The sequence below is a fragment of the Wenzhouxiangella indolica genome, assembly GCF_042310355.1.
GTDB lineage: Bacteria > Pseudomonadota > Gammaproteobacteria > Xanthomonadales > Wenzhouxiangellaceae > Wenzhouxiangella.
On the sequence record NZ_JBHJMR010000001.1, the window covers coordinates 428,039 to 452,274 of the forward strand.

The following is a 24,236-nucleotide window of genomic DNA, read 5'->3' on the forward strand; positions in this document are numbered from 1 at the left end:
CATGTGCAAACGGTTATCGTAGACGACTTGCAGTGAAGCCGAGGATGAATGCATCGAATGAAGCAACGAAGAAACCGCGCTCGTATTGGCTGCGACGGGCTGCAGCCCGGCTCGGGAGCGAGCGGGTGAGCGGGCGCATCACGCTGTTTGCAACAGCGCCCCGCGGACTACAGGACCTGCTGGCGACGGAGCTCACCTCGCTGGGCCTGGCCGGCGTTCACGCCCGGCGCGGCGGCGTGACCTTCGAGGGCGAGCTCGAAGCGGCCTACCGTGCCTGCCTGTGGTCGCGGATCGCCAACCGGGTGCTGCTACCGCTTGCCGAGTTCGAGGCCGAGGACGACAACGGTCTCTATCGCGGCGCGGGCTCGATCGACTGGCGCGCGCATCTCGGCGCGGACAACACGATCGCGGTGGATTTCACCGGCATCCAGGCCGCCATCACCCACAGTCGATTTGCCGCCCAGCGCGTCAAGGACGCCGTCGTCGACCAGCTGCGCGAGGCCGACGGCGGGCGTCCCTCGGTGGATATCCGTCAGCCCGACGTTCGCATCAACGTCCACATGCACGCCACGCAGGTGACCGTGGCCATCGACCTGTCCGGCGAGAGCCTGCACAAGCGCGGCTATCGCGAGACCGGTGTCTCCGCGCCATTGAAGGAGAATCTCGCCGCGGCCATGCTCTACCGCGCCGACTGGCCGGAGATTGCCGTCGCGGGTGGCGGCTTCGTCGACCCGATGTGCGGTTCGGGCACGCTGGCCGTCGAGGCCGCCTGGATGGCCGCCGACACGGCGCCGGGCCTGCTCAGGACCCGCTTCGGTTTTCACCGCTGGCGCGGGCACGACGACGCAATCTGGAAGGCCCTGGTCGACGAGGCCCTCGATCGCCAGGAGGCCGGCATGGCGCGGCTGCCGCCGATCGTGGCATTCGATCACGACCGGCAGGCCGTCCGCCTGGCAATGATCAACGTCGAGCGCGCCGGACTGTCCGGCCAAGTTCACGTCGAGCGGCGCGAAGTCTCGGAGGCTTCGCCCCCTTCCGGCGTCCGGGCCGGCCTGGTGGCGACCAACCCGCCGTATGGTGAGCGCATCGGCGAGCAGCACGAGCTGGTGCCGCTCTACCTGCGCCTGGGCGAAAACCTGCGCACCCGCTTTCCCGGCTGGCGGGCCGTGGTACTCAACGGCGCGGGCTGCCAGATCGGCCTCAAGCCGGACAAGAGCTGGCAGCTTTTCAACGGCGCGCTCGAGTGCCGGCTCGAGCGCTTCGAGATCGGCGTCGATGCCGGCGAATCGACCCGACAGGAAGCAGCGCCGGACCTGGTCAATCGCCTGAGCAAGAACCAACGCCAGCTCAGGAAGTGGCTCAGCCGCTCGGATATCAGTTGCTATCGTCTCTACGATGCGGACATTCCCGAGTACGCCCTCGCCGTCGATGTCTACGGCGCCGAGTCGGGCGGCTGGCTGCACGTGCAGGAGTACGAGCCGCCGGGCAGCATCGACCCGGGCAAGGCACAGGCCCGACTGCGTTCGGCCCTGGCCGCCATTCCCGCCGCGATCGGCGTGCCGCCGGAGCGCATGGTGTTCAAGGTTCGGCGGCGTCAGCGCGGCAGCGAGCAGTACGAGCGCATGAGCGAGCAGTCGCGCACGCTGATCGTGCGCGAAGGCCCCTGCCGGCTGGAGGTGAACCTGACCGACTACCTCGATACCGGCCTGTTTCTCGACCATCGCCCGGTGCGCGAATGGCTGGGCGCGAACGCGCGCGGCAAGCGGTTTCTGAACCTGTTCTGCTACACCGGTGCGGCCACGGCGCAAGCCGCGCTGGGCGGTGCGGTTGAAACCACCAGCGTCGATCTGTCGAAGACCTACCTGGCCTGGTTGCGTCGCAACCTCGCGCTCAACGGCTGCGACGAACAACGCCATCGAACGGTCCACGCCGACGCGCGCGATTGGCTGGCCGAATGCGGGGAACAATACGACCTGGTCTTTCTCGACCCGCCGAGCTTTTCCAACTCCAAGCGCATGGACGGCAGCTTGGATATCCAGCGCGACCACGTCGGGCTCATCGACGACGCGATGCGCTGCCTTTCACCCGGCGGCACGCTGGTATTTTCCACCAACCTCCGCAGCTTTCGCCTGGACGAGCAGGTTTCCGAATCCTGGTCGGTCGAGGACCGGTCGCGCTGGTCCGTCCCGAAGGACTTCGAGCGCAATCCGCGTATTCACCGATGCTGGTTCATCCGTCACGACGTCGACGGCGCAAAGTAGAGCAGCAGCCAGCCCTCCTCGGGGCTGAATGCGTGCTCGCGCGAATACAGCTTGAGCTTCCCGTCGGGCGAGACGCTTCCGAGCAGCAGCCAGTCGTCGCCCGGGTCACCCAGCTTTTCCTCCAGCTGCTCCATGTCGAAGTCCTTGCTCAGCCGGGTGGTCTGGATTGTCCAGTCCTGTTGCAACTTCTCCTCGAGCGAGTGGGCGTCCACCGGCGGTTCGAAGGCGAAGTAGCCGCGCTGCTGCAGGGTCAGGCGCCGTTGCTCGTCGCTGGATTCCTTCGGCGGCGCCAGCTGGAAGGCGCGATGGTGGCCGAACGAGGCACCAAGTGCCTTGCAGACCAGGGCGTTGTAGTAGTCGTTTTCCGTTGCGCACAGCAGGTAACTGAGGTGTTCGTCTTCGAGCTCGTGCTCGGCGTGCTCGGAAAGAACTTCACCGTAATAGGTGCGAATGCCGTCCATCCTCACCGGCTTGAGGCGATGCCATGAGCCGTCGGCAATCATCACATTGATGTCGAGCTCTTCGAGCTTCGAGGCCAGTGCGCGCGTCCAGTCGCCGGCCCCCACGATCATCAGCCCGTTTTCTTCCTCTGCGGCCAGCCCAAGCCGGCGCGCCAGCGGACCGAGGGTGACGCCGTGCAGGATCACGGTGACCAGGATGACCAGGAATACAAGCGGCATCAGGACCTCCGCCTCCGGGTAGCCGGCGGCCACCAGGCCGGGGCCGAAAATGCTGGCGGTGGCCGCGGCCACGATACCGCGCGGGGCGACCCAGGCCAGCAGCGCCTTGTCCTGCCAGCGCATGGGCGCGCCCGCTGTGGCGAGCACGATCGTCAGGGGCCGAACGAGCACGAGTACCACCAGCACGAACATCAAGGCGGGCAGGCCGATGGATTGGAGATGGGAAGCGTCGAGCTGGGTCGGAATGACGATGAACAACACCGAAAGCAGCACGACGGTGAGGTTTTCCTTGAAATGGCGCAACGGCTCGCGCTCGACCAGCTGCATGTTGCCAAGCACCATGCCCATCACCGTGACCGTCAGTAGCCCGGCCTCGTGCTGCACCTGGTTGCTCGACCAGTATGCGGCAAGGACCAGCACCATCAGCATCGGCGGCTTGAGGTGGGTCGGCACGATGCCGCGGCGGTAGAACCAGCCGGTCAGCCAGCCGCCGAGCCCGCCAAGCAGGGCGGCGACGGCAACGGCCTTGCCCAGGCCCAGAAGTACATCCGACCAGCCCTCTCCGGAAATCGTGAAGTACTGGAAGGCCAGGACCGCGAGCAGCACGCCGACTGGATCGTTGACGATGCCTTCCCACTTGAGCAGCGAGGCGGATTCCTTGTTGAGGCGCGCCTGACGCAGCAGCGGCACGATGACAGTGGGCCCGGTCACGACCAGGATGGCGCCCAGAACGATGGCGACCGGCCAGGTCAGTCCGGCCACGAAGTGCGCGGCGAGCGTGCCGAACAGCCATGCCAGCAGGGGGGCGATCGTCGTTAGTCGCGTGATGCCGTGGCCCGCGCGCCGGAACTCGCCGAGCTTGAGATCCATTCCGCCCTCGAACAGGATGATCGCGATACCCAGTCCGATCAACTCGGTCAACTCCCCCGGTGCCATGGCGATATCGATCAACCCGGTGACCGGGCCCAGTACGAGACCGCTGGCGATCAGGACGACGATGGCGGGCAGGCGGACTTGCCAGGCCAGCCATTGGCTGGCCAGGCCCGCGGCCAGTACGATCATGAGGATAGTGGCGATATGCATTCCCTTGAAGATCTCCGGTTTCCCCGTGGTCGGGTGCCAGATTCCGCCCCCGGTTGATGCGCCTGGGTCGAGGATAAACCTTTCCCGGCTCGAATCGCCAATCGCGGGAATCAGAGGGCGTGTAAAAAACGGCCGCTTCGTGCATCCAAGGAGTGGAAGGATCTATAAAGGATCATGCCCGAAGTGAATCAGGCCCTGGAACAGCTCATCAGCGACCACCAAGCGCGACTCGTGCGCATCGCCCGCCAGTATGCCGGTCCCAATGACTGGCAAGACTTGCTGCAGGAGATCACCGTCGCGTTATGGAAGGGCCTGCCCGGTTTCGAGGGTCGGTCGCATCTGTCGACGTGGGTCTATCGAGTGGCGGTAAACACCGCCCTGCAGTTCGTCCGCAAGCGGCGGCCGGCAACCGGAGAACTCTCGCACGAGCCGGCGGGCAGCACCGATGTGGGTGACGACATGGCCCTGCTGGAGTCGTTCCTGGCGAGGCTCGATCCGGTCAACCGTGCGGTATTGCTGATGGACCTCGAAGGGCTCTCGCGCGAGGAAATCGCCGAGGTGCTCGGGATCAGCCCGGGGGCGGTCGCGGTTCGGATGACCCGCCTGAAGCAGCGCTTCAACGATGAATTCGTGGAGGAAGGATAATGGACTGGGACCGCATTCGATCCGACTGGCAGTCGCGTCCCGCCGAGGCGGCCGACCGTACGCTACTGCCACCCGCCCGCTTCAGCCGCCTGTGGCGACGCGTTCGCCGGCGCGACTGGGTAGAGACGGCCGTTGCCGTCTTGTTGGCGCTGTTCTTCGGTGCGACGGCCGGGGTGCTGCTCCTGGCAGCGATGCCCGTGCCGGCGGGATTCGCGGTTTGGCTGACGCTGGTGTGCATCTACATTCCGCTCAAGCTCGCGCGGGTGCGCCGACTCATTCCGGAAGCCGATCCCGAGCAGCCGGTGATCGAATTCCTGCGCGTCGAGCGCCGGGCCCTGCTCGCACAACGCGCCATGCTGGCATCGGTCTGGCGCTGGTACTGGGGGCCGATTGCCGTTGGCGTCATCGGTTTCTACGTCAGTATCCGGGGTTGGCACTGGCAGTCGGCGGCCTATGTGGCGGTCGTGGTGCTGGTCAGCCTGATCATCGAATACGCCAACCGGGCAGCGGTTCGCACGCATATCCAGCCGGCGCTGGACGAACTCGAACAACAGATTGCAAGAATGGAGGAAGACGATGCGTATTGACTCAAAATGGACGTTTCTGCGGGGCGCCGTGGCCCCGATCGCACTGACCATGGCTTTCGGTCTTGCGGCCGCCGAATCGAATGTTTCGATCGAGGCCGAACTGGACGAGGCGGTTGCATCGGGCAGCGTGCTGTCCGCCCGCGCCGCAATCGTGCGCGACGGCGAGCTGCGCCATTTCGGCGCAGGGCGTCTCGAGCCCGGCGGCGAAGCCGAGCCGGATGCCGCCACGTCCTACCAGATCGGTTCGGTCAGCAAGGCATTCACCAACCTGCTGCTGGCCGAAATGGTTGCCGCGGGCAAGGTGGCCTACGACACGCGCGTGGCGGATCTGCTCGGAGACGAGATCGAGTTCGCCAATCCCGCCGTCAGTGAGATCACCCTGCTCGAACTGGCCACGCATACAAGCGGCCTGCCGCGGCTGCCGTTGAACCTGAGCATCAGCGACCCCGCCGACCCCTACGCCGACTACGGGGAGGCCGATCTTCTCGACGCCCTCGGCAGAACGCGCGAAGGCCAGCCCCTGGGAGATCGGTACGCCTATTCCAACTACGGGGTCGGACTGATGGGCTACCTGCTGGGACGCGTGCACGGCGGCGGCTACAGTGCGGCGCTCGAAGCGCTGGTGCTCGAGCCGCTGGGCCTGGCCGACACCGGCGTCGAGCCGCGCACAGCCGTGGCCGCTGCCTTCACCGGTGGTGAAGCCGTTCCCGCCTGGAACCTCGCGGCACTGGCCGGCGCCGGCGCCCTGTGGAGCACGACCGCCGACATGGCACGGCTGGCCCGGGCCGAGCTCGGGCTCGCCGAACGGGCCCTCGAACACGAGCCCGCCCAGGGGCGGGAAATCGTCGCGCCGGCAAAGGGGGGACGGGCCGTAACCCCGGTCTGGCATGTCGCCGAAACGCCCGCCGGCCCGGTTTATTGGCACAACGGCGCGACCGCCGGTCACCGCAGTTTCATCGGCTTCCGTCCGGCCACTGCGGACGCCGTCGTCCTGCTTGCCGCCGGCGACCTGGATCCGGCCGAGCTGGCGCTGGCCTGGTTCGACGCGTCGTCGGGGGCCGACGACGGCCCGGCCCTCGAGGCGGGCATGGCCGGTCAATACCGCCTCACGCCGCAGGTCGGCATTGGCGTTTACGAAGCTGACTCGGGACCGATGGCGCAGCTGAGCGGGCAGTCGCCGACGCCGATCATGCCGGCCGGCGATGGCTGGTACGCCTTCAACGTCGCCGACGCCAGCATGAAGTTCCTGCGCGAAGACGGCGAGATCACGGCGGTGGAGCTGGTGCAGAACGGGCGCACGCAGCGCGCGGAGAAAGTCGCGGACACCGCTCGAGTCCTGTCGCGCCGCAGCCTGGAAACGGATCGGGACCAGTTGGCGGACTATGTTGGCGAGTATGCCCTGGCGCCTGGCGCCCGCTTCACGATTCGAATATCGGACGACGGCCTGGAAGCGCGGCTGACGGGCCAGCCCTTTTTCCCGATCCACTTCAAGGGTGACGACGTTTTCTTCTACAAGGTGGTCGACGCCGAGCTGCACTTCCAGCGCAACGAGCAGGGCGAAGTCGACGCGCTGGTGCTGCACCAGGGCGGCATCGAGCAGCGGGCCGAGCGGATCGAATGACGGTTTCGGACACGAAAAAGCCGGCGCGAGGCCGGCTTTTTCGTCGGGGATCTTGGTGGAGGCGGGGGGAGTCGAACCCCCGTCCGCGAACCTTCTGATCCTGGTTCTACATGCTTAGCCCGCTCGATTATTTCTCGTCGTTACAACGCCCGAGGGGCAGGGCATATGCAACGACCAGTCCCTGTTTGATTTAACACCATGCCCAGAGACGCGACATGACGCGATCCTGCTAAATGATCTCCGGTCGGAAGCGCAGGCTCAACCGGCGGAGAGCAGGCTGGTTTTTAGGCAGCCAGTGCGTAGTTGTCGTCGTTGGCAACTAACTTTGGTTCAACTTGTTTTACGAGGTGAGTTGAGACCTCGGCATGCCCCAGGGTACGTCTGATCCGCGTCGAAGCCGGAACGCCCCCGAAGTTGTTTACTAAGACTACCAGTATCGGGCAGAGTTCCGCAATGCGAACCGGTTCAGTTTCCGGTTGCGGGCGCGAGCGGCGCTTCGCCGTCGACATCGGCCAGGCCGGCAACGCGGTTGCGCCCGGCTTCCTTGGCGCGGTAGAGGGCGCGATCGGCCGACTCGAGCCATTCGCGCAGGCCCAGGTCGCGGTCGCGGGCTTCGGCGAAGCCGATGCTGACGGACAGGCGGTCTCCGTCGAGGTGGGGCAGGTCGAGTCCGGCCACCCCCGCGCGGATGGACTCGGCCACGGCCTGCGCGCGTTCGACACCTCCTTCGATCGCGACGGTCAGTTCGTCGCCGCCGAAGCGTCCGGCCACGTCACCGCGCCCGATCTGCCGGCCGATCACGCCGGCCACGCCGCGCAGCGCGTCGTCGCCGGCGGTGTGGCCGTGATCGTCGTTGATGACCTTGAACTCGTCCAGGTCGATCAGCAACAGGCTGACGGTGTCGCCGCCCTCGTGGCGTGCCTGCAGCATCAATTCCGCCTGCGCCTGCCAGTGACCGCGGCTGGCCAGGCCGGTCAGCATGTCGATGCGGCTCAACTCGTCGAGCTGACGGTTCTGGCGTTGGACCTTGCGCACCAGTCGGTACCCGGTCAGGCTCACGGCGATCGTGTGGATCAGCAGCAGGGGCATGCAGGCCAGGATCACCGGCATGCTCGACTCGGGCTGGAACCGAAAACCGGTCACCAGCGCCCCGCCGAGCAGGCCGGCGAACAGCCCGGGCAGCGACCACAGCCACAGGCCGCGAATTCCGGTACTGATCTTGTCGACCGTTGCCAGGGTGATCAACAGCACGCTGGGCAAGAGGTTGAAGTGCATCAGCGGCGCCCACAGCCCGGCCACGGCCGAGTCGATCATGAGGTTGCGCAGCTCGGCGCGGTAGGGGTCGCGGCTGGAGCGGGCCAGCAGCAGGGCAAGCTGCGGCCAGATCAGCGCGATGAAGACAAGCAGTGCCCAGCTCGGCCAGCCGGCGTCGGTTTCCATCAGGACGACGCTGACCGGTGGTGCGGCCAGGCCCATGCCCAGCATGCGCAAACGATAGACGCGGCGCGGCATGAGACCGAGATCGCTCAATCGCGCCGCCTTGCGCGCCGCCTCGGAGTTGCTGTCTTGTTCCCCTTTCATGCCGTCATGATAGCCCGAGTCGGGCGATTCGAGGATTGGCGGGGGTATTCAACTGTGCTTGAGGATGCGGCTCTTCTGCCGCTGCCAGTCCTTCTCTTTCTCGGCCCGGCGCTTGTCGTGCTGTTTCTTGCCGGTGGCCACGGCGATCTCGACCTTGACCTTGCCCTGCTTCCAGTACATGGCCGTGGGGATGATGGTCTGGCCCTTGCGCTCGACCAGGCCAACAAGGCGGTCGATCTCGCGGCGATGCAGCAGCAATCGACGCGTGCGCGTGGGATCGGGCGTGAAATGCGTGGACACCGACGGCAGCGGCGTGATCAGGCAGCCGAACAGAAAAGCCTCGCCGTTCTTGAGCAGCACGTAGCTGTCGCCGAACTGAAGCTTGCCCTCGCGCAACGACTTGACTTCCCAGCCTTCCAGGGCGATGCCGGCCTCCAGCCGCTCGTCGAGCTGGTACTCGTGCCGGGCGCGCTTGTTCAGGGCGATGGTGGAGGAGGACTGCTTGGCCATTGCTTTGGGGGCGATCGATTGAGAACGGGGGGCAATGATAGCGCAGGGACAAGGTTTCAGGTTTGGTGAAGAAGGTTTCAGGGTTCAGGTTTCAGGTTTCAGGAAAAAGATACGGGTTCCGGTTTCCGGAACGAAGACGCGCGGCGAGCGGTGTTCCCGGGCGGTACAATGCCCGGCCAGGTGGCGGGTGGCCTTGTTCTCCTGAAACCTGAACCCTGAAACCTGAACCCTTCTTTCGATGCCCCAAGTCCACCGCTCAGCGCTCGTTCCCTTCACCGCGGCCCAGATGTACGGGCTGGTCCGGGACGTCGAGAGCTATCCCCGGTTCCTAGCCTGGGTGCGCGCGGCCGAAGTGCACCGTGAGGACGAGCGCCACCAGCTGGCGACGCTGGAAGTGCAATTGGCCGGACTGGTGCGACGCTTCACCACGCGCAATACCCTGGTGCCCGACGAGGAGCTAGTCATGGCGCTCGACCGGGGGCCGTTCGAGGATTTGAGCGGAAGCTGGAAGTTTTCCGCGCTGGGGGATGGTTGCCGGGTCAGCCTGGACCTGCGCTTTCACGTCAGCGGCAGCCTGTTCCTGCGCCCCTTTCAGCGCAACTTCTCGCGCATGGCCGACCGTATGGTCGATGACTTCACCCGCCGCGCTCACCAGGTTCATGGACGCTGAGCGGATTTCCATCGAGGTGGCCGCTGGTTTGCCGCGGCGGCAAGTGGTGATTCCCCTGGAGGTGCCGTGCGGCACCACGCTGGCCGAAGCCGTGGCCCTGGCCGATTTGTCGAGCGTGCTGCCGGAGCTGGAAGTCGACGATCAGCGCCTGGGTGTGTTCGGCAAGCTGCGCCCGCCGGATACCGTTCTGCAGGACGGTGATCGTGCCGAAGTCTATCGCCCGCTGGCTGCGGACCCCAAGGAGGTACGTCGCCAACTCGCCGAACTCGCCCGGGGGGCCGGGAAAAAGAACTGAAAACCGCGCCGCGGCTTCAGTTTCCGGGGCTTCCGGGGCCGTCGCGCTCTTCCTGTCGCAGGGAGTCGAGGTTCTGGATCGGCGCGTCTTCCGGATCCTGCAGCTCGTCGAGTGCCTCGCTGGCCATGCTCTCCTCGTCGAGGTAGCTTCCCTCGATCGAAGCGAGCGCACCGTTCTCGAAGAACAGGGTCAGCACGCGCATCTCCGGGTCTTCCCCGCCAGGCGCGTAGGAATTCATGTAGTCCCAGCGGTCGGTGTGGAAGGGGCTGCGGATGGAAGGTGTACCCAGAAGCACCTGGACCTGACGCTTGGTCATGCCGGTCTCGAGCTGGGTCACGTCCTCGTTGTCGAGCACGTTGCCCTGCTGAATGTCCTGCTTGTAGGCGAGGCTGCTGCAGGCGCAGAGCGCCCCGGCGGCAAGCAGGGTCGAAATCCGAATCAGAGTCATTGCAAAGGAGGCTTGGTTCATGAGCGCAATGATACAATATATGCCCAGTTCACGGGTCACCCAGGCAGGTTGCAGCATGCAGGGACAAAGTAGCGAACTCAAGAAGGCCGGCTTGAAGGTGACGCACCCGCGCCGGCAGATTCTGCGCCTGCTGGAGACAACCGACCAGAAGCACATGACGGCCGACGACATCTACCGCGCCCTGGTCGACCATGGCGAGGAAATCGGGCTGGCCACCGTCTATCGTGTCCTGGCCCAGTTCGAATCGGCCCACCTGGTGCGCAAGCACCTGTTCGACGACGGCACCGGCCGGTCCCAGCAGGCCTGCTATGAACTCGACGAGGGCGACCACCACGACCACATGGTGTGCCTGGAGACCGGAGAAGTCCTCGAGTTCTTCGACGAAGCTATCGAAAAGCGACAGGAAGAAATCGCGGCCGAACACGGCTACGAAATCGTCGACCACTCGATGGTGCTCTACGTGCGGCCGAAGAAGTAGGGCTCAGGTTTCAGGGGGCAAGTTTCAGGATCAGCTCTCGCCCAACAGCTCCGCCGCGTGCGCCCGGCTCTTCTCCGAGTCGGCGCTGCCGAGCATTCTTGCAATCTCGCGCTGCCGGGCTTGCGCATCCAGCGATTCGATCATCAGGGCGGTCGTACCCTTCGATTTTTCCTTGCGCACCCACAGCTGGTGGTCGGCGCGCGCGGCGACCTGGGCGAGGTGGGTCACGCACATGGCCTGGCCGGTTCCGGCCGCCTCGCGCAGGAATTGCCCGACGATGTGCGCCGTCTCGCCGCCGACACCGGCATCCACTTCGTCGAAGATGCGCGTCTTCGGGCCGTCCTGTCGGTCGGCCGCGATCATCAATGCCAGTGCCACGCGCGACAGTTCGCCGCCGGAGGCAACTTTCGATAGCGGCTGCATCGGTTGGCCCGGATTGGCGCTGAACTCGATGCGAACGCGGTCCATGCCGTGATCCGAGGGTGAGGCATCGGCGTCGGCTTCGACCCGGAAGGCGAAATCTGCCGTGTCCATGCCCAGGTCCCCGAGCCGCGCCGTGATCTTCCCGGAAAGGTCCGCGGCTGCCTTGGACCGTGCCCGGGTCAGCTGCCGGGAAGCCTCGCGCCAGCGCTCCAGGCCCTGCTCCAGGTCGCGGCCGAGCTTCTCGCGCCTTTCGCCCTGGTTCTCAAGTGATTCCAGCCGTTCGGAGAGCTCGTGGGCCAGCGCCGGCAGTTCGCCGGGCTGGACGCGGTGCTTGCGCGCAAGATCCAGCGCTTTCTCGAGTCGACGGTTGACGGTTGCAAGCCGTTCGGGGTCACCCTCGTCCTCGCTGCCGAGGCGTTCGAGAGCGGCCAGCGCCTCGTCGATGTTGATCCGCGCCTCCTCGAGCATTCTTGTCGTCTCGTCGAGCTCGGATTCGAGCTCGCGCACCGGCTCGAGCGCCTGGATGGCCTGGTGGAGGAGGCTGCGGGCGCCCGGGCCTTCATCGCTGTCGAGCGCGTTGCCGGCTTGGACGACGGCCAGGCGCACGTCGTCGCTGCGCGCGAGCCGCTCCTGCTCGAGCTCGAGCGACTCGAACTCCCGATCCGCCAGGGCAAGGTCCGACAGTTCCCGGACCTGGAAGCGCAGGAGATCCAGTCGGTCGCTGTCGCCCAGTTCGGATTCGAGTACATCGAGGGCCTGGCGGGCTTCGTGCCAGTGGCGATAGGTCTCGGCCACGGCTTCGACCGTCTTGCCGTCGATCTGGCGATCGAGCAGGCGTCGCTGCACCGCCGGTTTCTCCAGCTGCTGATGCTCGTGCTGGCCGTGGATCTCGACCAGCAGGCCGCCCAGTTCGGATAGCTGACCGACGGTGGCCGATCGACCGTTGATCCACGCCCGCGAGCCGCTCGGGGCGGTCAGGACGCGGCGCAGGATGAGCTCGTCTCCCTCCTCGAGCGCCTGCTCGGCCAGCCAGTGGCGTGCGGGATCGTCTTCGTCGAGTCTGAAGACCGCTTCCAGCTCCGCCTGCTTGTGTCCCTCGGCAATCAAACCCGATTCGGCTCGATCGCCCAGCAGCAGCCCGAGCGCGTCGACCAGGATGGATTTTCCGGCGCCGGTTTCGCCGGTGATCGCGGTGAATCCGGGTTCAATATCGATCTCGACTTCGCTGATGATGGCGAAATGGCGAATCGCGAGGTGACGAAGCATGCACGGTTCCGGTCGGGCCAGAAGCCCCACAAACTAGCACCAAGAACCGGCTTGGGCAATGCCGGTTGTATTGCCGACACCCGGCCCCCATTCTTGCGCGCAGGATCAATACTTTCACGACCGAGGCGAAGTGATATGGGTGACGACAAGGAAGCAGCCAAGGCCGCGCAGGATCAGTCCGAGGAGCAGCACTCCGCGGCCGATGTCGAGGCCGAAGCGGATGCTGCGCCAGCTGAAGAACAATCCGGCGCGCTCGAGCGCGAGGTCGAGAAGCTGCGCGAGGCGCTGCTGCGCACGCGCGCCGACATGGACAACATGCAGAAGCGGTCCGAGCGCGAGATGGCCAAGGCGCGCCGCTACCAGCACGAGTCGATCATGCGCGACCTGCTGCCGGTCATCGACGGGCTCGAGCAGGGGCTGGAGAACGCCAGCGAAGGCGATTCGGCGCGTGAGGGCCTGGAGCTGACGCGCAAGCTGCTGCTCAAGGCGCTCGAGGATCACGGGCTGGAAGTGCTCAATCCCGAGGGCGAGCGTTTCGATCCGCAGTGGCACGAGGCGATGAGCATGCAGCCGAGCGAGGACGCCGAACCCGATACCGTCCTGATGGTTCTGCAGAAGGGCTACCGCCTGGATGATCGGCTCTTGCGCGCCGCCCGGGTGATCGTCGCCAGCGCACCTTGAGGCGGTCGCAGAACCCGGCAGTGATTGAAATGACGCCTCGCGGGCCCCACTAAACGGCTAGAGCGTAATTGAGTGCATCAAGGCACTTTCGATAAACCGAGTTTCAAAACGAATCGAACAGGATCAAGACACCATGAGCAAGACAATCGGCATTGACCTGGGAACGACCAACTCCTGTGTCGCCGTCATGGAAGGCGGCAAGACGCGCGTCATCGAGAACGCCGAAGGCGATCGCACGACGCCGTCCGTAGTGGCATTCACCAAGGACGATGAAGTACTGGTCGGCCAGCCGGCCAAGCGCCAGGCTGTTACCAACCCGGACCGCACCCTTTATGCGGTCAAGCGCCTGATCGGCCGCAAGTTCAACGAGAAGGTCGTCCAGAAGGACATCAAGCTCGTCCCCTACAAGATCATCGAGGCCGACAACGGCGACGCCTGGGTACAGGTCGGCGACAAGAAAATGGCGCCGCCGGAAATCTCCGCGCGCGTTCTGATGAAGATGAAGAAGACCGCCGAGGACTACCTGGGCGAGGAAGTGACCGAGGCGGTGATTACCGTGCCGGCCTACTTCAATGATTCGCAGCGCCAGGCCACCAAGGACGCCGGCAAGATCGCCGGTCTCAGCGTCAAGCGCATCATCAACGAGCCGACGGCCGCCTCGCTGGCCTACGGGCTGGACAAGGAAGGCGGCGACCGCAAGGTCGCGGTCTACGACCTCGGCGGCGGCACCTTCGATATCTCGATCATCGAGATCGCCGATGTCGACGGCGAGAAGCAGTTCGAAGTGCTCGCAACCAACGGCGATACCTTCCTGGGTGGCGAGGACTTCGACTTCCGGCTGATCGACTATCTCGCCGGCGAGTTCAAGAAGGAGCAGGGCATCGACCTGCACAACGACCCGCTCGCGCTGCAGCGCCTGCGCGAAGGCGCCGAGCGCGCCAAGATCGAGCTGAGCTCCGCCCAGCAGACCGAGATCAACCTGCCCTACATCACGGCTGATCAGGCGGGTCCGAAGCACCTCAACATCAAGGTCACGCGTTCGAAGCTCGAGTCGCTGGTCGAAGAGCTGGTCAAGCGCTCGATCGAGCCCTGCCGCACGGCGCTCAACGACGCCGGTCTGAAGGTTGACGAGATCGACGAGGTCATCCTGGTCGGCGGGCAGACGCGCATGCCGGCGGTGCAGAAGGCCGTAACCGACTTCTTCGGCAAGGAACCGCGCAAGGACGTCAACCCCGACGAAGCCGTAGCCGTGGGTGCCGCCATCCAGGGCGGCGTGCTGTCCGGCGACGTCAAGGACGTGCTGCTGCTCGACGTCACGCCGCTGTCGCTGGGTATCGAAACCCTGGGCGGTGTGTTCACCAAGCTGATCGAGAAGAACACCACCATTCCGACGCGTGCTTCGCAGGTGTTTTCCACCGCCGAAGACAACCAGTCGGCCGTTACGGTGCACGTGCTGCAGGGTGAACGCGAGCAGGCCTCGGCCAACAAGTCGCTGGCGCGCTTCGACCTGACCGGCATTCCGGCCGCGCCCCGGGGCGTGCCGCAGATCGAGGTTACGTTCGACATCGATGCCAACGGCATCCTGCACGTCTCGGCCAAGGATCAGGCCACGGGTCGCGAGCAGAAGGTCGAGGTCAAGGCCGGATCGGGTCTGTCCGACGAAGAAATCGATCAGATGGTCCAGGACGCCGAGGCGCACCGCGAGGAAGACAAGAAGTTCCAGGAGCTGGTCGGCGCTCGCAACAACGCCGATAGCGTGGCCCACGCCACCCGGACCAGCCTGCAGGAGCACGGCGACAACCTCGATGATTCGGTCAAGAAGCAGATCGAAGACGCCCTGGCCAAGGTCGACGAGGCCATGAAGGGTGACGACAAGGAAGCCATCGAGTCGGCTGTGGGTGAATTGCAGCAGGCCGGTTCCGAGCTCTACAAGGCCGCCGCCGAGAAGGCCCAGGCCGAAGAGGGCGGCAGCGAAGCCGGCGCAGAGCAGGGCAGCGATGCCTCCTCCAGCGACGAGGAAGTGGTCGACGCCGAGTTCACCGAAGTCGACGACGATGAAAAGAAATAGGGTTGGTTCGTTCGCTGGTTGGCTGCTTAGCTGGTTGAAATTCCAGCTAGTCGGTCAACCGGCGAACAATCCAGCCAGCAAACAAGCTAACCAGCCAACAAGCTAACTTTTCTGCAATGCCCGCTGACTACTACGACATTCTCGGCGTCTCGCGCGACGCCTCGACCGACGAAATCCGCAAGGCTTATCGGCGCAAGGCGCGCAAGTATCATCCGGATCGCAATCCGGACGATCCCGACGCCGAGAACAAGTTCAAGGAGGTCCGCGAGGCCCACGATGTTCTCAAGGACCAGCAAAAGCGCGCCACGTACGATCGCTTCGGGCATGCCGGCGTCAACGGCGGCATGGGCGGCGGTGGTGCCGGTCCCCAGGGCGGTTTCGGCGACATCAACGACATCTTCGGCGATATCTTCGGCGATATCTTCGGCGGAGGGCGCCGGCGGCAGAGCCAGTCGCGCCGCGGCCAGGACCTGCGCTACACGCTCGAACTCGATCTCGAGGAAGCCGTCGCGGGCATCGAGAAGGAAGTCAGCCTGCCCACCCTGGGCGAGTGCGGTACTTGCAAGGGCACCGGATCGAAGAGCGGCCAGCTCGACGTGTGCTCCACCTGCGGCGGGCAGGGGCAGGTGCGCATGCAGCAGGGATTCTTCTCCGTCCAGCAGGCCTGCCCGGCCTGCCGCGGCAGCGGCCGGACCATCAAGGATCCCTGCGGCGACTGCAGCGGAACCGGCCAGGTGCGCGAAACGAAGACCCTGCAGATCAATATTCCCGCCGGCGTGGACACCGGCGACCGCATCCGCCTCGGCGGCGAAGGCGGTGCCGGGGCGCAGGGCGGCGGCGCCGGAGACCTGTACGTCGACATCCAGGTGCGCCCGCACCCGCTGTTCCAGCGTGATGGCGACGACCTGTTCTGCGAGGTTCCCATCACCATCACGACGGCCGCCCTCGGCGGTCAGATGAAGGTGCCGACGCTCGGCGGTTCGGTCATCCTCAAGATTCCGCCCGAAACGCAGTCCGGCAAGGTGTTTCGCCTGCGCGGCAAGGGTGTGCAGTCGGTGCGCTCGCGTACGTCCGGGGACTTGCTCTGCCGCGTCGACGTCGAAACGCCGGTCAATCTCACGCGCGATCAAAAGGACTTGCTCAAGCAGCTGGAGGAAACGCTCGACGACCAGCCCGAGCAGAGTCCGCAGTCCTCCGGCTGGACCGACAAGGTCAAGAGTTTCTTCGACCGGATGGGGTTTTGACCCGGGGTTTCGATCCCCTGGCTGGTTGAGCGCATTCCGATGCGGTAATCTGGCCGCATGAGCCTGCAGATTCTTGTTAGCGGTGCCACCGGCGCGGTGGGCCGGACGATTCTCGACGTGATCGAATCCGACGATCACCTGGCCTTGGCCGGCCAGGCGACCAGCCGCCACTTCTTCGAACCGGATGTCGACGCCGACGTCATCGTCGATTTTTCCCATCCCGAACTGCTAGAACAGGTGGTGCACTTTGCCGTGCGCCGGCGAATTCCCCTGGTCACGGGAACCACCGCCCTGGGCCAGAAACGCCAGTGCGAACTCTACGAGGCCGCCGAACGCATCGCGGTCTGCCAGGCGGCCAACTTCAGCATCGGCGTCACCGTGCTGTTGCAGCTGGCGGAACGCGCCACCCGCGCGCTGGGTGAAGACTTCGATATCGAGATCCTGGAGGCCCACCACCGGCGAAAGCTGGATGCACCCTCCGGAACCGCGCTGTGGCTGGGTGAAACCGTGGCCCGGGCGCGCGGTCACAAGCTCGCCGACCAGGCCGTAAACGACCGTAGCGGACATCGCCGGCCCCGCACGCCCGGCGAAATCGGCTTCCAGGCCATTCGCGGCGGCGACGTGGCGGGCGAGCACACGGTCTACTTTCTCGCTGACGGCGAGCGCCTGGAGCTGACACATCGGGCGAGCGACCGGCGGGTGTTTGCGCGCGGCGCGCTGCTGGCCGCACGCCGAATCCTCCACGAGCCGGCCGGCCTGTTCAGTTTCTCCGACCTGGTGCTCAAGTCGACCTGAAAAACAGCCGAAAGGGTTTGACAGCCCCCGGAACCTCGACTAAAATGCGCGGCTTGTTGTGGGGCCATAGCTCAGCTGGGAGAGCGCTACAATGGCATTGTAGAGGTCGGCGGTTCGATCCCGCCTGGCTCCACCAAATAGGTTTCTGAAAGCATCTCCGTAAGACGTTTTCAGTCCCCATCGTCTAGAGGCCTAGGACACCGCCCTTTCACGGCGGCGACCGGGGTTCGAATCCCCGTGGGGACGCCAAAACAGAAAAGGCCCGCCAAGTGCGGGCCTTTTTTGTTTTGACGCCCCCACGCCGCATTCGAACCCAGCAATCCGAAGTGACGACAACCCAGCAATCGCCTTGATTCCCGAAGTCCCAAAGCTTTCGGTTGCCCATGTACGGGTTCGAACCGAGCAAAGCGAGCTCGCTGGCGCGCAGCGTCAGCCATGCGGGCCTTTTTCCTTTCAAAGGCCGTCACTCATGCCGCAAAGCATCGATCGGGTTGAGATGCGCCGCCTTGCGCGCTGGAAAGTAGCCGAATACAACTCCGATCGTCATCGAGAAAGTAAAGCCGAGCACGATCACGCCGGGCGAGGCGACGAAGGGCATGTTGAATTGCCGGGTCATCAGCCAGGTGCCGGCCACTCCTATCAGGACACCGATTACGCCACCCAGCGTGGCCAGCACCACCGACTCGACCAGGAACTGTTGCAGCACGTCGCGGGAACGGGCTCCGATGGCCAGGCGGATGCCGATCTCCCGTGTTCTTTCGGTGACCGACACCAGCATGATGTTCATGATGCCGATGCCGCCGACCAGCAGGCTGACGGCGGCAATCCCGCCCAGCAGCAGCGTCATGGTTGCGGTGGTTTCCGACAGCGCGTCCATGATGTCCTGCGTGTCCCGGACGTAGAAGTCGTCCTCCTCGCCCGGTACGACGCGTCTGCGCTGCCTCATCAGGGATTCGACATCGCTTTTCACGCGCGCACTGGTCCCGTCCTGCAGCGCAGAAATATAGATGGTGTTGACGTCCAGATTGCCCGCCAGGCGTCGCTGTACGGCCTTGATCGGCATGATGATGACGTCGTCGCGGTCCTGGCCCATGGACAAGCCGCGCTCCTCCAGAACACCGATCACGCGGCAGGCTGTCCGGCCGACGCGCAGACTGGATCCCAGGGGTTCGGCGTTGAGATACATTTCCTCGACGACCGTCGTGCCGATGATGCAAACGGCCGCGCCGGAGCTCAGCTCGGCTTGTTCGAACTCGCGGCCGCGGGCGACCGGGTGGTTGCGCACCGTGAAGTACTCATTGCTGCTCCCCTCCACGCGAATGTTCTGGTTGGCATTGCCCAAAACCACCGTTTCGTTGCGCGAGACCGCGGGTGCGACGAGGATGCCGGGCACTTCGCGGCCAATGGCGGCTACATCCTCCATTTCGAAGGCCTCGGCTGAAACGCGAAGCGCGCTTGGGCCTTGCTGGGATACGCCCGGCATCACGAACAACAGGTTCGAACCGATATTGGCGAACTGTTGCTCGACCGATCGCGTGGCCGACTGGCCGAGGTGGACCATGGTGATGACGCTGGCCACGCCGATGATGATGCCCAGTGTGGTCAGGAAGGAACGAAGCTTGTTGCGGGCAATGGCCTGGCCCGCCATGGTCAGTGTGTCGGCGCTATTCAAGCCAGCACCTCCCCGGGAGGACCGTCGCGCTGTATCTTCCCATCGACGAAGTACAGCACTCGCTCGGCGTATGCGGCAATGTCGGGTTCGTGCGTGACCATGACGATGGTCAGGTCGCGCTCGGTTCTGAGTTCGACCAGGCGGTGCATGATCTCGTCGGCCGTGCGCGTGTCGAGATTGCCGGTCGGCTCGTCGGCCAGCAGGAAGGGTGGTTCGGTGACCAGCGCACGGGCGATGGCCACGCGTTGCTGCTGGCCGCCGGATAGCTGGTTGGGCCTGGCGTCGGCACGGTCTTCCAGCCCCACGAGCCTCAAGGCGTCGAGCGCCAGGCGCTCTCTGCGCTTGCGTGAGACGTTCTCGTAGATCAGGGGCAATTCGACGTTCGCCAGGGCGCTGGTTCGCGGCAACAGGTTGAAGCTCTGGAACACGAAGCCCATGAACTTGCGTCTGAGCAAGGCCAGTTCATCGCGATCGAGCGAGGCGACATCCACGCCTCGAAACAGGTACTCGCCGGCACTGGGGACATCGAGGCAGCCGAGAATGTTCATGCAGGTCGACTTGCCCGAACCGCTCGGGCCCATGACGGCCACGAACTCGCCGGCCGTGATGTCGAGATCGATGCCGTCGAGTGCACGAACCTCGGCTGCACCCTGGCCGTAGAGCTTGTAGATGCCGCTCATCTGCAGCACGGTGGGCGAAGTAGTCCTGCTGGGGTCGTTCCGGATGGACACGGTCGGCGCGAATCAGCTGTCCGAGCGGACCAGGCCGACGATGACCCGGTCGCCGGCCGATACAGCCTCGCCGAGCACTTCCGTATACAGGCCGTCGGTATGCCCCGTTCGCACCGGTACTCTTTCGGGTTGGCCGTTTCGCAAGAGCCAGACCGCACTCCCGGCCGCGCCTGACCCGCTTCGCATCATCCCGGGCGGCCCCGAAAGCATGCCACCGCCGACCTGTTCTGCCGGCGGCTGGAAACGAAGCGCGGCGTTGGGAATCCGGACAATGTCCTCGCGGGTTCCCGTCGTGATCGTAGCCGTGGCGGTCATGCCCGGCAGAAGGCTTTCGTCGCTGTTGTCTACATCCAGCACGGTGGTGTAGGTGACCACGTTGCTTTCGATGTTCGGGAACAGGAAGACCCGCAGCACGTGCGCCTCGAACTCGCGACCGGGCCAGGCGTCGACCGTGAAACTTGCCGGCTGGCCTGCCTCGATCAGGCCCACGTCTGCCTCGTCGACCGAGACGTGCAGTTCCATTTCGCGCAGGTCCTCGGCCAGGACGAAAAGTTCGGGTGCCTGGAAACTGGCCGCGACCGTGTTGCCGGGTTCGACATCGCGTTTGAGCACGACGCCGTTGATCGGGGAGGTAATGACGGCCTTGTCCAGCCGGGTGCGGGCGGCTGAAACCGAAGCTTCGGCTTCGCGGACCGAGGCCTCCGAGGAGTCGATCCGGGCAGCCGCCCGCTTGACCGCGGCACTGGCCGCGTCCAGTTCCGCCTGCGAGGCAACACTGCGCTCGACCAGGTTGGCCAGTCGCCGCTCGTTGGCGCGGGATTCCTCCAACGTGGCCTCTGCTTCTGCCACCGAGGCCCTTGACAGCGCCAGCCGCGCCTGCGCCTGCGCCAGGCTCACCTCGAGTTCCTCGGTGTCGAATCGCGCGAGGACATCACCGACGGCGACCCTATCGTTCTCGCCGACATTCACTTCGCGAATCAGGCCGGAGATTTCGGCGCCCACCGTGACCTCCCGGCGCGGCTCGAGGTTTCCGGTGGCGGTCGCCGTGAGCACCATGTCGCCGCGATCGACGATCGGGGCCTGCCATTCGACCGATTCCTCGTGGGGCCACAGCCACCAGGTGACGAATGCAAGTAGGACGACAGCGGTCAGTATCCAGGACAGCTTGCCGATCCAACCGCGACGCTGCTGCGAACGAATCGCCGACCGGACCTCGTCGGCCATGTCAGTGGGAGCCGGTTCGCTGGAAACGCCCATGGTGCTGCTCCGGTGAGATACTTCGGAAAGGTTCTAGGCTCAAGACTGTGACGGTCCGGGTCGACCACCTTCACCGCGCCAATGCCTACACGCGGGAGTATACACCCGGCTTGCGATCAGCCCACGTCATCCAGGGCCGGGTCGCGAGTGCTCGGTGGCGTGTTTGGCGAGACCGGCCCATACAGGAGCAGTGAAACCAGGGCGCCGGTAACGATGACCGGGAAGTCGACGGTCGACATGATGGCACCGATGATCGCCGCGACCAGGATTGCGGCGGCGAAGTCCGGCATCACTTCGGAAATTAGCGTCATCGAAACCCCATTCCCCGGAGCCCATCACGAAGCCGCCGCCGAAAATGACAACCAAGTACAGCGCAAGGGCGGTGACCTGAAGATCGGGTATCCGAATCGGCCGTTCGCGCGCCGGCCGCTCTGGCATCCTTCCCTTTCGTCCAATTGCCCGCGCCTGCATGCCGGGGCCATGCTGCAAGTGCCATCGAAAGAACGAGAGGGAGACAATGATGCATACAGTGATTCGATGCACCGCTTTCGCGATCGTGATGCTTGCCGGAGTACAGGCCTGGGCCTGCAACGATGCGGTCGTCCTCGTGCACGGCAATACCGGTTCGCCGTCGGACTGGGACAACACCTACAGCGAGCTTCTCGACGCCGGCTACAGCGCCGCGGAAATCCAGCGGCCCGACTGGGGCAGCAAGTCCTGCGCGGCCTGCAACAACCACAGCGGCAGCGAGGAAGACCCGGTGGTCGACGCCCTGGTCGAAGCGCTGGCGGTCTCCTGCAGCGGCCAGATCGACGTCATCGGGCATTCCATGGGAGCGACCCTGGCAGCCAAGCAGATCGCCGACTACGGCCTTGCGGGTCAGGTTGACAGTTTTGTCGGCGTGGCCGGCGCCTTTCGCGGCCTGTGGACTTGCGGCACCTACCCCTGGAACGTCTGGAGCAGCACCTGCGGCTACTGGGGGCTGTCGGTCAGCAGTCCCTTCCTCGACTGGCTCGACGGCAAGACGCTGGGTAGCCGGGTCTACTCGATCAAGTCCTGGACGGACCAGGTCGTTTGTGCCACCGGGACCTGCACGGTTGGTGGCAGACACAGCTCGCGCATCAGCGGAGAGGACGCGACCTACAGCTTCCCCTACGGTCACTTCGGCCTGCAGGCCTACACCGCGTCGTTCCAGGTCGACCTGATCGACTGAGGCGGCGCCGTCAGGCGCTGCGCTTGCGCTCGATCCAGTCGTCGACGACCTGTTCGAGAAGTGTCAGCGGTAGCGCGCCGTGGCCCAGGATCTGGTCGTGGAACTCGGGAAGACTGAAGTCATCGCCCAGTTCGCGGCGGGCGCGCTCGCGCAGTTCGAGAATCCTCATCATGCCCACCTTGTACGACAGCGCCTGGCCGGGCATGACCAGGTAGCGCTCGATTTCGGCGGTGACGTCCTTCTGGCCCATGCCGGTGTGTTCGAGCATGTAATCGATGGCTTCCTCGCGGTTCCAGCGCTTGTGGTGCAGGCCGGTGTCGACCACCAGTCGGACGGCGCGGAACATTTCGGCCTGGAGGCGGCCCAGGTTGTCGAGCGGGTCGTCCTGGAAGCCGATCTCCCAGGCCAGTTGCTCGGTGTACAGGGCCCATCCCTCGGAATAGGCCGTGAAGGGGATGATGCGACGAAACATCGGAATGCCGTCGAGCTCCTGGGTGATGGCGATCTGGAAGTGGTGGCCGGGGATGCCCTCGTGATACGCCAAAGTGCGCATGCTGAACTTCGGCACCTCGGAGACGTCGCGCAGGTTGGCGAAGAACACGCCGGGGCGCTCGCCGTCCAGCGACGGCCGCTGGTAGTAGGCGCCGGCTGAGGTTTCCTCGGAAAACTCCGGTACGCGCTTGACCTCGACGCCGGTATCGGGGCGCAGGTTGAAGTACTCGTCCATGGCCGGATCGATCTCGTCGATGATCGCCTGGTAGTCGGCCAGGATCTGCTCGCGGCCTTCATCCGTGTCGGGGTAGAGCTGGTCCGGGCGCTCGGAAAGCTTCTGCACGCGCTCGCCGATGGTGCCTTCCGTGAGCCCTTCGTCGAGCAGGATGGCGTCCATCTCACGGCCGATGCGCTCGACTTCGCTCAGGCCGATCTGATGAATTTCGTCGGCGCTCATCTCGGTGGTCGTGTGCTGTTTGATGGCCTGCCGGTAGAATTCGTCGCCGTCGGGCAGCCGCCAGACGCCGCCGTTGCTCGTGGCCTTCGGCTGCAGTTCGCGCAGGTAGGCCAGGAGGTTTTCGTAGGCCGGGTAGACCGATTGCTCGACCGCTTCGACGGCCTGCGAGCGCAGTTCGTCGCGCCGCTGCTCACCGAGCTCGGACTCGTCGATATCGGCGAGTTTCTCGTCCAGATTGGTGACCAGTAGATGATCCCGCGGCGCGCTTTCGAGAAAGCCTTCGACCTGGTCGATGACCTTGGTCACGGCAAACGAGGGCGGCAGGATGCCGCGCTCTTCGCGCACCCGCAAACCTTCCAGAACGCCGTCGAACTTCTCGTCGAACTGGTTCAGGCGCGCGATGTAATGTTCGGCACCCAGCTCGTCCTCGACCACGTGCTGCTGCACCATGAAGTCGGGCAGGTTGCTCTGCACGCCGAACATCTGGTTGACCGGGAAGTTGTGGAAGCGCCAGCGGTCGGCTTCGGCCAGCTGGTTCGACATGAAAAAGTCGAACACATCGTAGGACAGCAGGTCCTGGCCCTCGTAGTCGGCGCGGTCATAGCGCTTGAACACCTCGTGCTCGTCGCGCCAGTAGGCCAGCATGTCCTCGGCGGCTTGCGGCGACGAGTCACCCAGCTCGGCGTTGTGGCCGCGAATTCCGAACTGGTCCAGGATCCGCAGCGAAGTCAGCATTTCCGGTTGCTGCAGGCTGAACTTCAGAAAGGCTCGCGTGTAGAACCAGTCGATCGACAGCGGCTTGAAATACCAGAAATTGGCGAACAGCAGGCCGCCGGCCAGCATCAGAACAGCGAGGCTGACGGCGCCCCATTTCAGAAATTTCTTCATGGTCGTTGGTCGTTCCGGTCAGGTTTCTTTCGACCGGGAAGGATACGACACGCACGCCTGTAGGTCATGAGCCAGAAGTCACGCTTTGCAGAGGCGGCCCATGAGACCGTCGAGTCCTTGAAAAGGCATTGTCGACTCGACTGATGCGCTGTCGGCAAGTAGACTCGTA

Annotated in this window: 22 protein-coding genes, 2 tRNA genes and 1 other RNA gene; 14 read left to right on the forward strand and 11 right to left on the reverse strand. The window is 64.9% G+C overall.

From position 1 onward, the window contains the following. The first annotated feature begins 125 nt into the window (after positions 1-125). Positions 126-2,261: a bifunctional 23S rRNA (guanine(2069)-N(7))-methyltransferase RlmK/23S rRNA (guanine(2445)-N(2))-methyltransferase RlmL gene (gene rlmKL, locus ACDC67_RS02025; RefSeq protein ID WP_376690161.1), complete on the forward strand. Its 2,136-nt coding sequence runs from the start codon at positions 126-128 to the stop codon at positions 2,259-2,261. Here the strand turns inward: rlmKL and ACDC67_RS02030 are convergent. Next, positions 2,237-4,024, reverse strand: coding sequence for a cation:proton antiporter (locus ACDC67_RS02030; RefSeq protein WP_376690163.1), 1,788 nt, complete (start codon positions 4,022-4,024; stop codon positions 2,237-2,239). The genes rlmKL and ACDC67_RS02030 overlap by 25 nt on opposite strands. Before the next feature lie 174 nt (positions 4,025-4,198). Here ACDC67_RS02030 and ACDC67_RS02035 point away from each other — a divergent pair, with 174 nt between their 5' ends. Genes ACDC67_RS02035 through ACDC67_RS02045 form a run of 3 tightly spaced genes read left to right on the forward strand, consistent with a single transcriptional unit; the run spans position 4,199 to position 6,877 of the window. Next, on the forward strand, positions 4,199-4,669 hold the full coding sequence (locus ACDC67_RS02035) for an RNA polymerase sigma factor (RefSeq protein WP_376690165.1): 471 nt from the start codon (positions 4,199-4,201) through the stop codon (positions 4,667-4,669). After that, positions 4,669-5,256 carry a hypothetical protein gene (locus ACDC67_RS02040; RefSeq protein WP_376690167.1) on the forward strand — a complete coding sequence of 196 codons (588 nt, stop codon included), beginning with the start codon at positions 4,669-4,671 and terminating at the stop codon, positions 5,254-5,256. Before ACDC67_RS02035 ends, ACDC67_RS02040 begins: the two co-directional genes overlap by 1 nt. Next, positions 5,246-6,877 (forward strand): serine hydrolase, encoded by a 1,632-nt coding sequence (locus tag ACDC67_RS02045; protein ID WP_376690168.1) that lies wholly within the window; start codon positions 5,246-5,248, stop codon positions 6,875-6,877. Before ACDC67_RS02040 ends, ACDC67_RS02045 begins: the two co-directional genes overlap by 11 nt. A 53-nt stretch (positions 6,878-6,930) precedes the next feature. On the opposite strand, the gene ssrA is transcribed toward ACDC67_RS02045, so the two are convergent. From ssrA to smpB, 3 genes are all read right to left on the reverse strand, one after another. After that, positions 6,931-7,287, reverse strand: a transfer-messenger RNA (tmRNA) gene (gene ssrA / locus ACDC67_RS02050). Between the two features lie 55 nt (positions 7,288-7,342). Beyond that, positions 7,343-8,458, reverse strand: a complete 1,116-nt coding sequence (locus ACDC67_RS02055) for a diguanylate cyclase (protein WP_376690170.1) — start codon at positions 8,456-8,458, stop codon at positions 7,343-7,345. 48 nt (positions 8,459-8,506) lie between these two features. Beyond that, a complete protein-coding gene (smpB, locus tag ACDC67_RS02060; protein ID WP_376690172.1) occupies positions 8,507-8,968 on the reverse strand; it encodes an SsrA-binding protein SmpB in 462 nt (153 codons plus the stop codon). A 238-nt stretch (positions 8,969-9,206) separates the two neighbouring features. Here smpB and ACDC67_RS02065 point away from each other — a divergent pair, with 238 nt between their 5' ends. Next, complete coding sequence (locus ACDC67_RS02065; protein ID WP_376690174.1) at positions 9,207-9,638, forward strand: type II toxin-antitoxin system RatA family toxin; 432 nt, start codon at positions 9,207-9,209, stop codon at positions 9,636-9,638. Then, positions 9,628-9,933 (forward strand): RnfH family protein, encoded by a 306-nt coding sequence (locus ACDC67_RS02070; protein WP_376690176.1) that lies wholly within the window; start codon positions 9,628-9,630, stop codon positions 9,931-9,933. The genes ACDC67_RS02065 and ACDC67_RS02070 overlap by 11 nt, the downstream gene beginning before the upstream one ends. A gap of 16 nt (positions 9,934-9,949) precedes the next feature. Here ACDC67_RS02070 and ACDC67_RS02075 read toward each other — a convergent pair whose 3' ends face one another. Then, a complete protein-coding gene (locus ACDC67_RS02075; protein ID WP_376690177.1) occupies positions 9,950-10,381 on the reverse strand; it encodes an outer membrane protein assembly factor BamE in 432 nt (143 codons plus the stop codon). Between the two features lie 76 nt (positions 10,382-10,457). On the opposite strand from ACDC67_RS02075, the gene fur reads away from it, so the two are divergent. Continuing rightward, entirely contained in the window at positions 10,458-10,880 is a 423-nt protein-coding gene (gene fur / locus ACDC67_RS02080) for a ferric iron uptake transcriptional regulator (protein WP_376690179.1), read from the forward strand. A gap of 30 nt (positions 10,881-10,910) precedes the next feature. Here fur and recN read toward each other — a convergent pair whose 3' ends face one another. Next, a complete protein-coding gene (recN, locus tag ACDC67_RS02085; RefSeq protein WP_376690181.1) occupies positions 10,911-12,569 on the reverse strand; it encodes a DNA repair protein RecN in 1,659 nt (552 codons plus the stop codon). Positions 12,570-12,704: 135 nt separating this feature from the next. On the opposite strand from recN, the gene grpE reads away from it, so the two are divergent. From grpE to ACDC67_RS02115, 6 genes are all read left to right on the forward strand, one after another. Further along, complete coding sequence (gene grpE / locus ACDC67_RS02090; RefSeq protein WP_376690182.1) at positions 12,705-13,250, forward strand: nucleotide exchange factor GrpE; 546 nt, start codon at positions 12,705-12,707, stop codon at positions 13,248-13,250. Positions 13,251-13,437: 187 nt separating this feature from the next. After that, complete coding sequence (gene dnaK, locus ACDC67_RS02095) at positions 13,438-15,318, forward strand: molecular chaperone DnaK (protein WP_376690565.1); 1,881 nt, start codon at positions 13,438-13,440, stop codon at positions 15,316-15,318. 116 nt (positions 15,319-15,434) lie between these two features. After that, positions 15,435-16,562, forward strand: a complete 1,128-nt coding sequence (gene dnaJ, locus ACDC67_RS02100) for a molecular chaperone DnaJ (RefSeq protein WP_376690184.1) — start codon at positions 15,435-15,437, stop codon at positions 16,560-16,562. 57 nt (positions 16,563-16,619) lie between these two features. Beyond that, positions 16,620-17,357: a 4-hydroxy-tetrahydrodipicolinate reductase gene (gene dapB / locus ACDC67_RS02105; RefSeq protein WP_376690186.1), complete on the forward strand. Its 738-nt coding sequence runs from the start codon at positions 16,620-16,622 to the stop codon at positions 17,355-17,357. A 60-nt stretch (positions 17,358-17,417) separates the two neighbouring features. After that, a tRNA-Ala gene (locus ACDC67_RS02110) sits at positions 17,418-17,493 on the forward strand. A 37-nt stretch (positions 17,494-17,530) separates the two neighbouring features. Continuing rightward, positions 17,531-17,606, forward strand: a tRNA-Glu gene (locus ACDC67_RS02115). A 214-nt stretch (positions 17,607-17,820) separates the two neighbouring features. Here the strand turns inward: ACDC67_RS02115 and ACDC67_RS02120 are convergent. The 4 genes from ACDC67_RS02120 to ACDC67_RS02135 form a co-directional block, all read right to left on the reverse strand. Further along, the gene (locus ACDC67_RS02120) at positions 17,821-19,029 is read right to left on the reverse strand and encodes an ABC transporter permease (protein WP_376690188.1); all 1,209 of its coding nucleotides are present in this window, start codon (positions 19,027-19,029) and stop codon (positions 17,821-17,823) included. Further along, positions 19,026-19,709 (reverse strand): ABC transporter ATP-binding protein, encoded by a 684-nt coding sequence (locus tag ACDC67_RS02125; RefSeq protein ID WP_459117369.1) that lies wholly within the window; start codon positions 19,707-19,709, stop codon positions 19,026-19,028. The genes ACDC67_RS02120 and ACDC67_RS02125 overlap by 4 nt, the downstream gene beginning before the upstream one ends. 63 nt (positions 19,710-19,772) lie before the next feature. Then, positions 19,773-21,017, reverse strand: coding sequence for an efflux RND transporter periplasmic adaptor subunit (locus ACDC67_RS02130; RefSeq protein WP_376690191.1), 1,245 nt, complete (start codon positions 21,015-21,017; stop codon positions 19,773-19,775). A gap of 116 nt (positions 21,018-21,133) precedes the next feature. Beyond that, positions 21,134-21,328, reverse strand: coding sequence for a sodium:solute symporter family transporter (locus ACDC67_RS02135; RefSeq protein WP_376690193.1), 195 nt, complete (start codon positions 21,326-21,328; stop codon positions 21,134-21,136). A gap of 206 nt (positions 21,329-21,534) precedes the next feature. On the opposite strand from ACDC67_RS02135, the gene ACDC67_RS02140 reads away from it, so the two are divergent. Continuing rightward, positions 21,535-22,230: an alpha/beta fold hydrolase gene (locus ACDC67_RS02140; protein WP_376690194.1), complete on the forward strand. Its 696-nt coding sequence runs from the start codon at positions 21,535-21,537 to the stop codon at positions 22,228-22,230. A gap of 10 nt (positions 22,231-22,240) precedes the next feature. Here the strand turns inward: ACDC67_RS02140 and ACDC67_RS02145 are convergent, their stop codons facing one another. Continuing rightward, a complete protein-coding gene (locus ACDC67_RS02145) occupies positions 22,241-24,067 on the reverse strand; it encodes a DUF885 domain-containing protein (protein WP_376690196.1) in 1,827 nt (608 codons plus the stop codon). Positions 24,068-24,236: the final 169 nt, after the last annotated feature.

Excerpts from the sequence above, each read along its gene's own strand:
- ACDC67_RS02030 (WP_376690163.1), bottom strand. The coding sequence starts at position 4,024 with ATGCATATCGCCACTATCCTCATGATCGTACTGGCCGCGGGCCTGGCC.
- ACDC67_RS02035 (WP_376690165.1), top strand. The coding sequence starts at position 4,199 with ATGCCCGAAGTGAATCAGGCCCTGGAACAGCTCATCAGCGACCACCAA.
- ACDC67_RS02040 (WP_376690167.1), top strand. The coding sequence starts at position 4,669 with ATGGACTGGGACCGCATTCGATCCGACTGGCAGTCGCGTCCCGCCGAG.
- ACDC67_RS02045 (WP_376690168.1), top strand. The coding sequence starts at position 5,246 with ATGCGTATTGACTCAAAATGGACGTTTCTGCGGGGCGCCGTGGCCCCG.
- ACDC67_RS02055 (WP_376690170.1), bottom strand. The coding sequence starts at position 8,458 with ATGAAAGGGGAACAAGACAGCAACTCCGAGGCGGCGCGCAAGGCGGCG.
- smpB (WP_376690172.1), bottom strand. The coding sequence starts at position 8,968 with ATGGCCAAGCAGTCCTCCTCCACCATCGCCCTGAACAAGCGCGCCCGG.
- ACDC67_RS02065 (WP_376690174.1), top strand. The coding sequence starts at position 9,207 with ATGCCCCAAGTCCACCGCTCAGCGCTCGTTCCCTTCACCGCGGCCCAG.
- ACDC67_RS02070 (WP_376690176.1), top strand. The coding sequence starts at position 9,628 with ATGGACGCTGAGCGGATTTCCATCGAGGTGGCCGCTGGTTTGCCGCGG.
- ACDC67_RS02075 (WP_376690177.1), bottom strand. The coding sequence starts at position 10,381 with ATGACTCTGATTCGGATTTCGACCCTGCTTGCCGCCGGGGCGCTCTGC.
- fur (WP_376690179.1), top strand. The coding sequence starts at position 10,458 with ATGCAGGGACAAAGTAGCGAACTCAAGAAGGCCGGCTTGAAGGTGACG.
- recN (WP_376690181.1), bottom strand. The coding sequence starts at position 12,569 with ATGCTTCGTCACCTCGCGATTCGCCATTTCGCCATCATCAGCGAAGTC.
- grpE (WP_376690182.1), top strand. The coding sequence starts at position 12,705 with ATGGGTGACGACAAGGAAGCAGCCAAGGCCGCGCAGGATCAGTCCGAG.
- dnaK (WP_376690565.1), top strand. The coding sequence starts at position 13,438 with ATGGAAGGCGGCAAGACGCGCGTCATCGAGAACGCCGAAGGCGATCGC.
- dnaJ (WP_376690184.1), top strand. The coding sequence starts at position 15,435 with ATGCCCGCTGACTACTACGACATTCTCGGCGTCTCGCGCGACGCCTCG.
- dapB (WP_376690186.1), top strand. The coding sequence starts at position 16,620 with ATGAGCCTGCAGATTCTTGTTAGCGGTGCCACCGGCGCGGTGGGCCGG.
- ACDC67_RS02125 (WP_459117369.1), bottom strand. The coding sequence starts at position 19,709 with ATGAGCGGCATCTACAAGCTCTACGGCCAGGGTGCAGCCGAGGTTCGT.
- ACDC67_RS02130 (WP_376690191.1), bottom strand. The coding sequence starts at position 21,017 with ATGGGCGTTTCCAGCGAACCGGCTCCCACTGACATGGCCGACGAGGTC.
- ACDC67_RS02135 (WP_376690193.1), bottom strand. The coding sequence starts at position 21,328 with ATGACGCTAATTTCCGAAGTGATGCCGGACTTCGCCGCCGCAATCCTG.
- ACDC67_RS02140 (WP_376690194.1), top strand. The coding sequence starts at position 21,535 with ATGATGCATACAGTGATTCGATGCACCGCTTTCGCGATCGTGATGCTT.
- ACDC67_RS02145 (WP_376690196.1), bottom strand. The coding sequence starts at position 24,067 with ATGAAGAAATTTCTGAAATGGGGCGCCGTCAGCCTCGCTGTTCTGATG.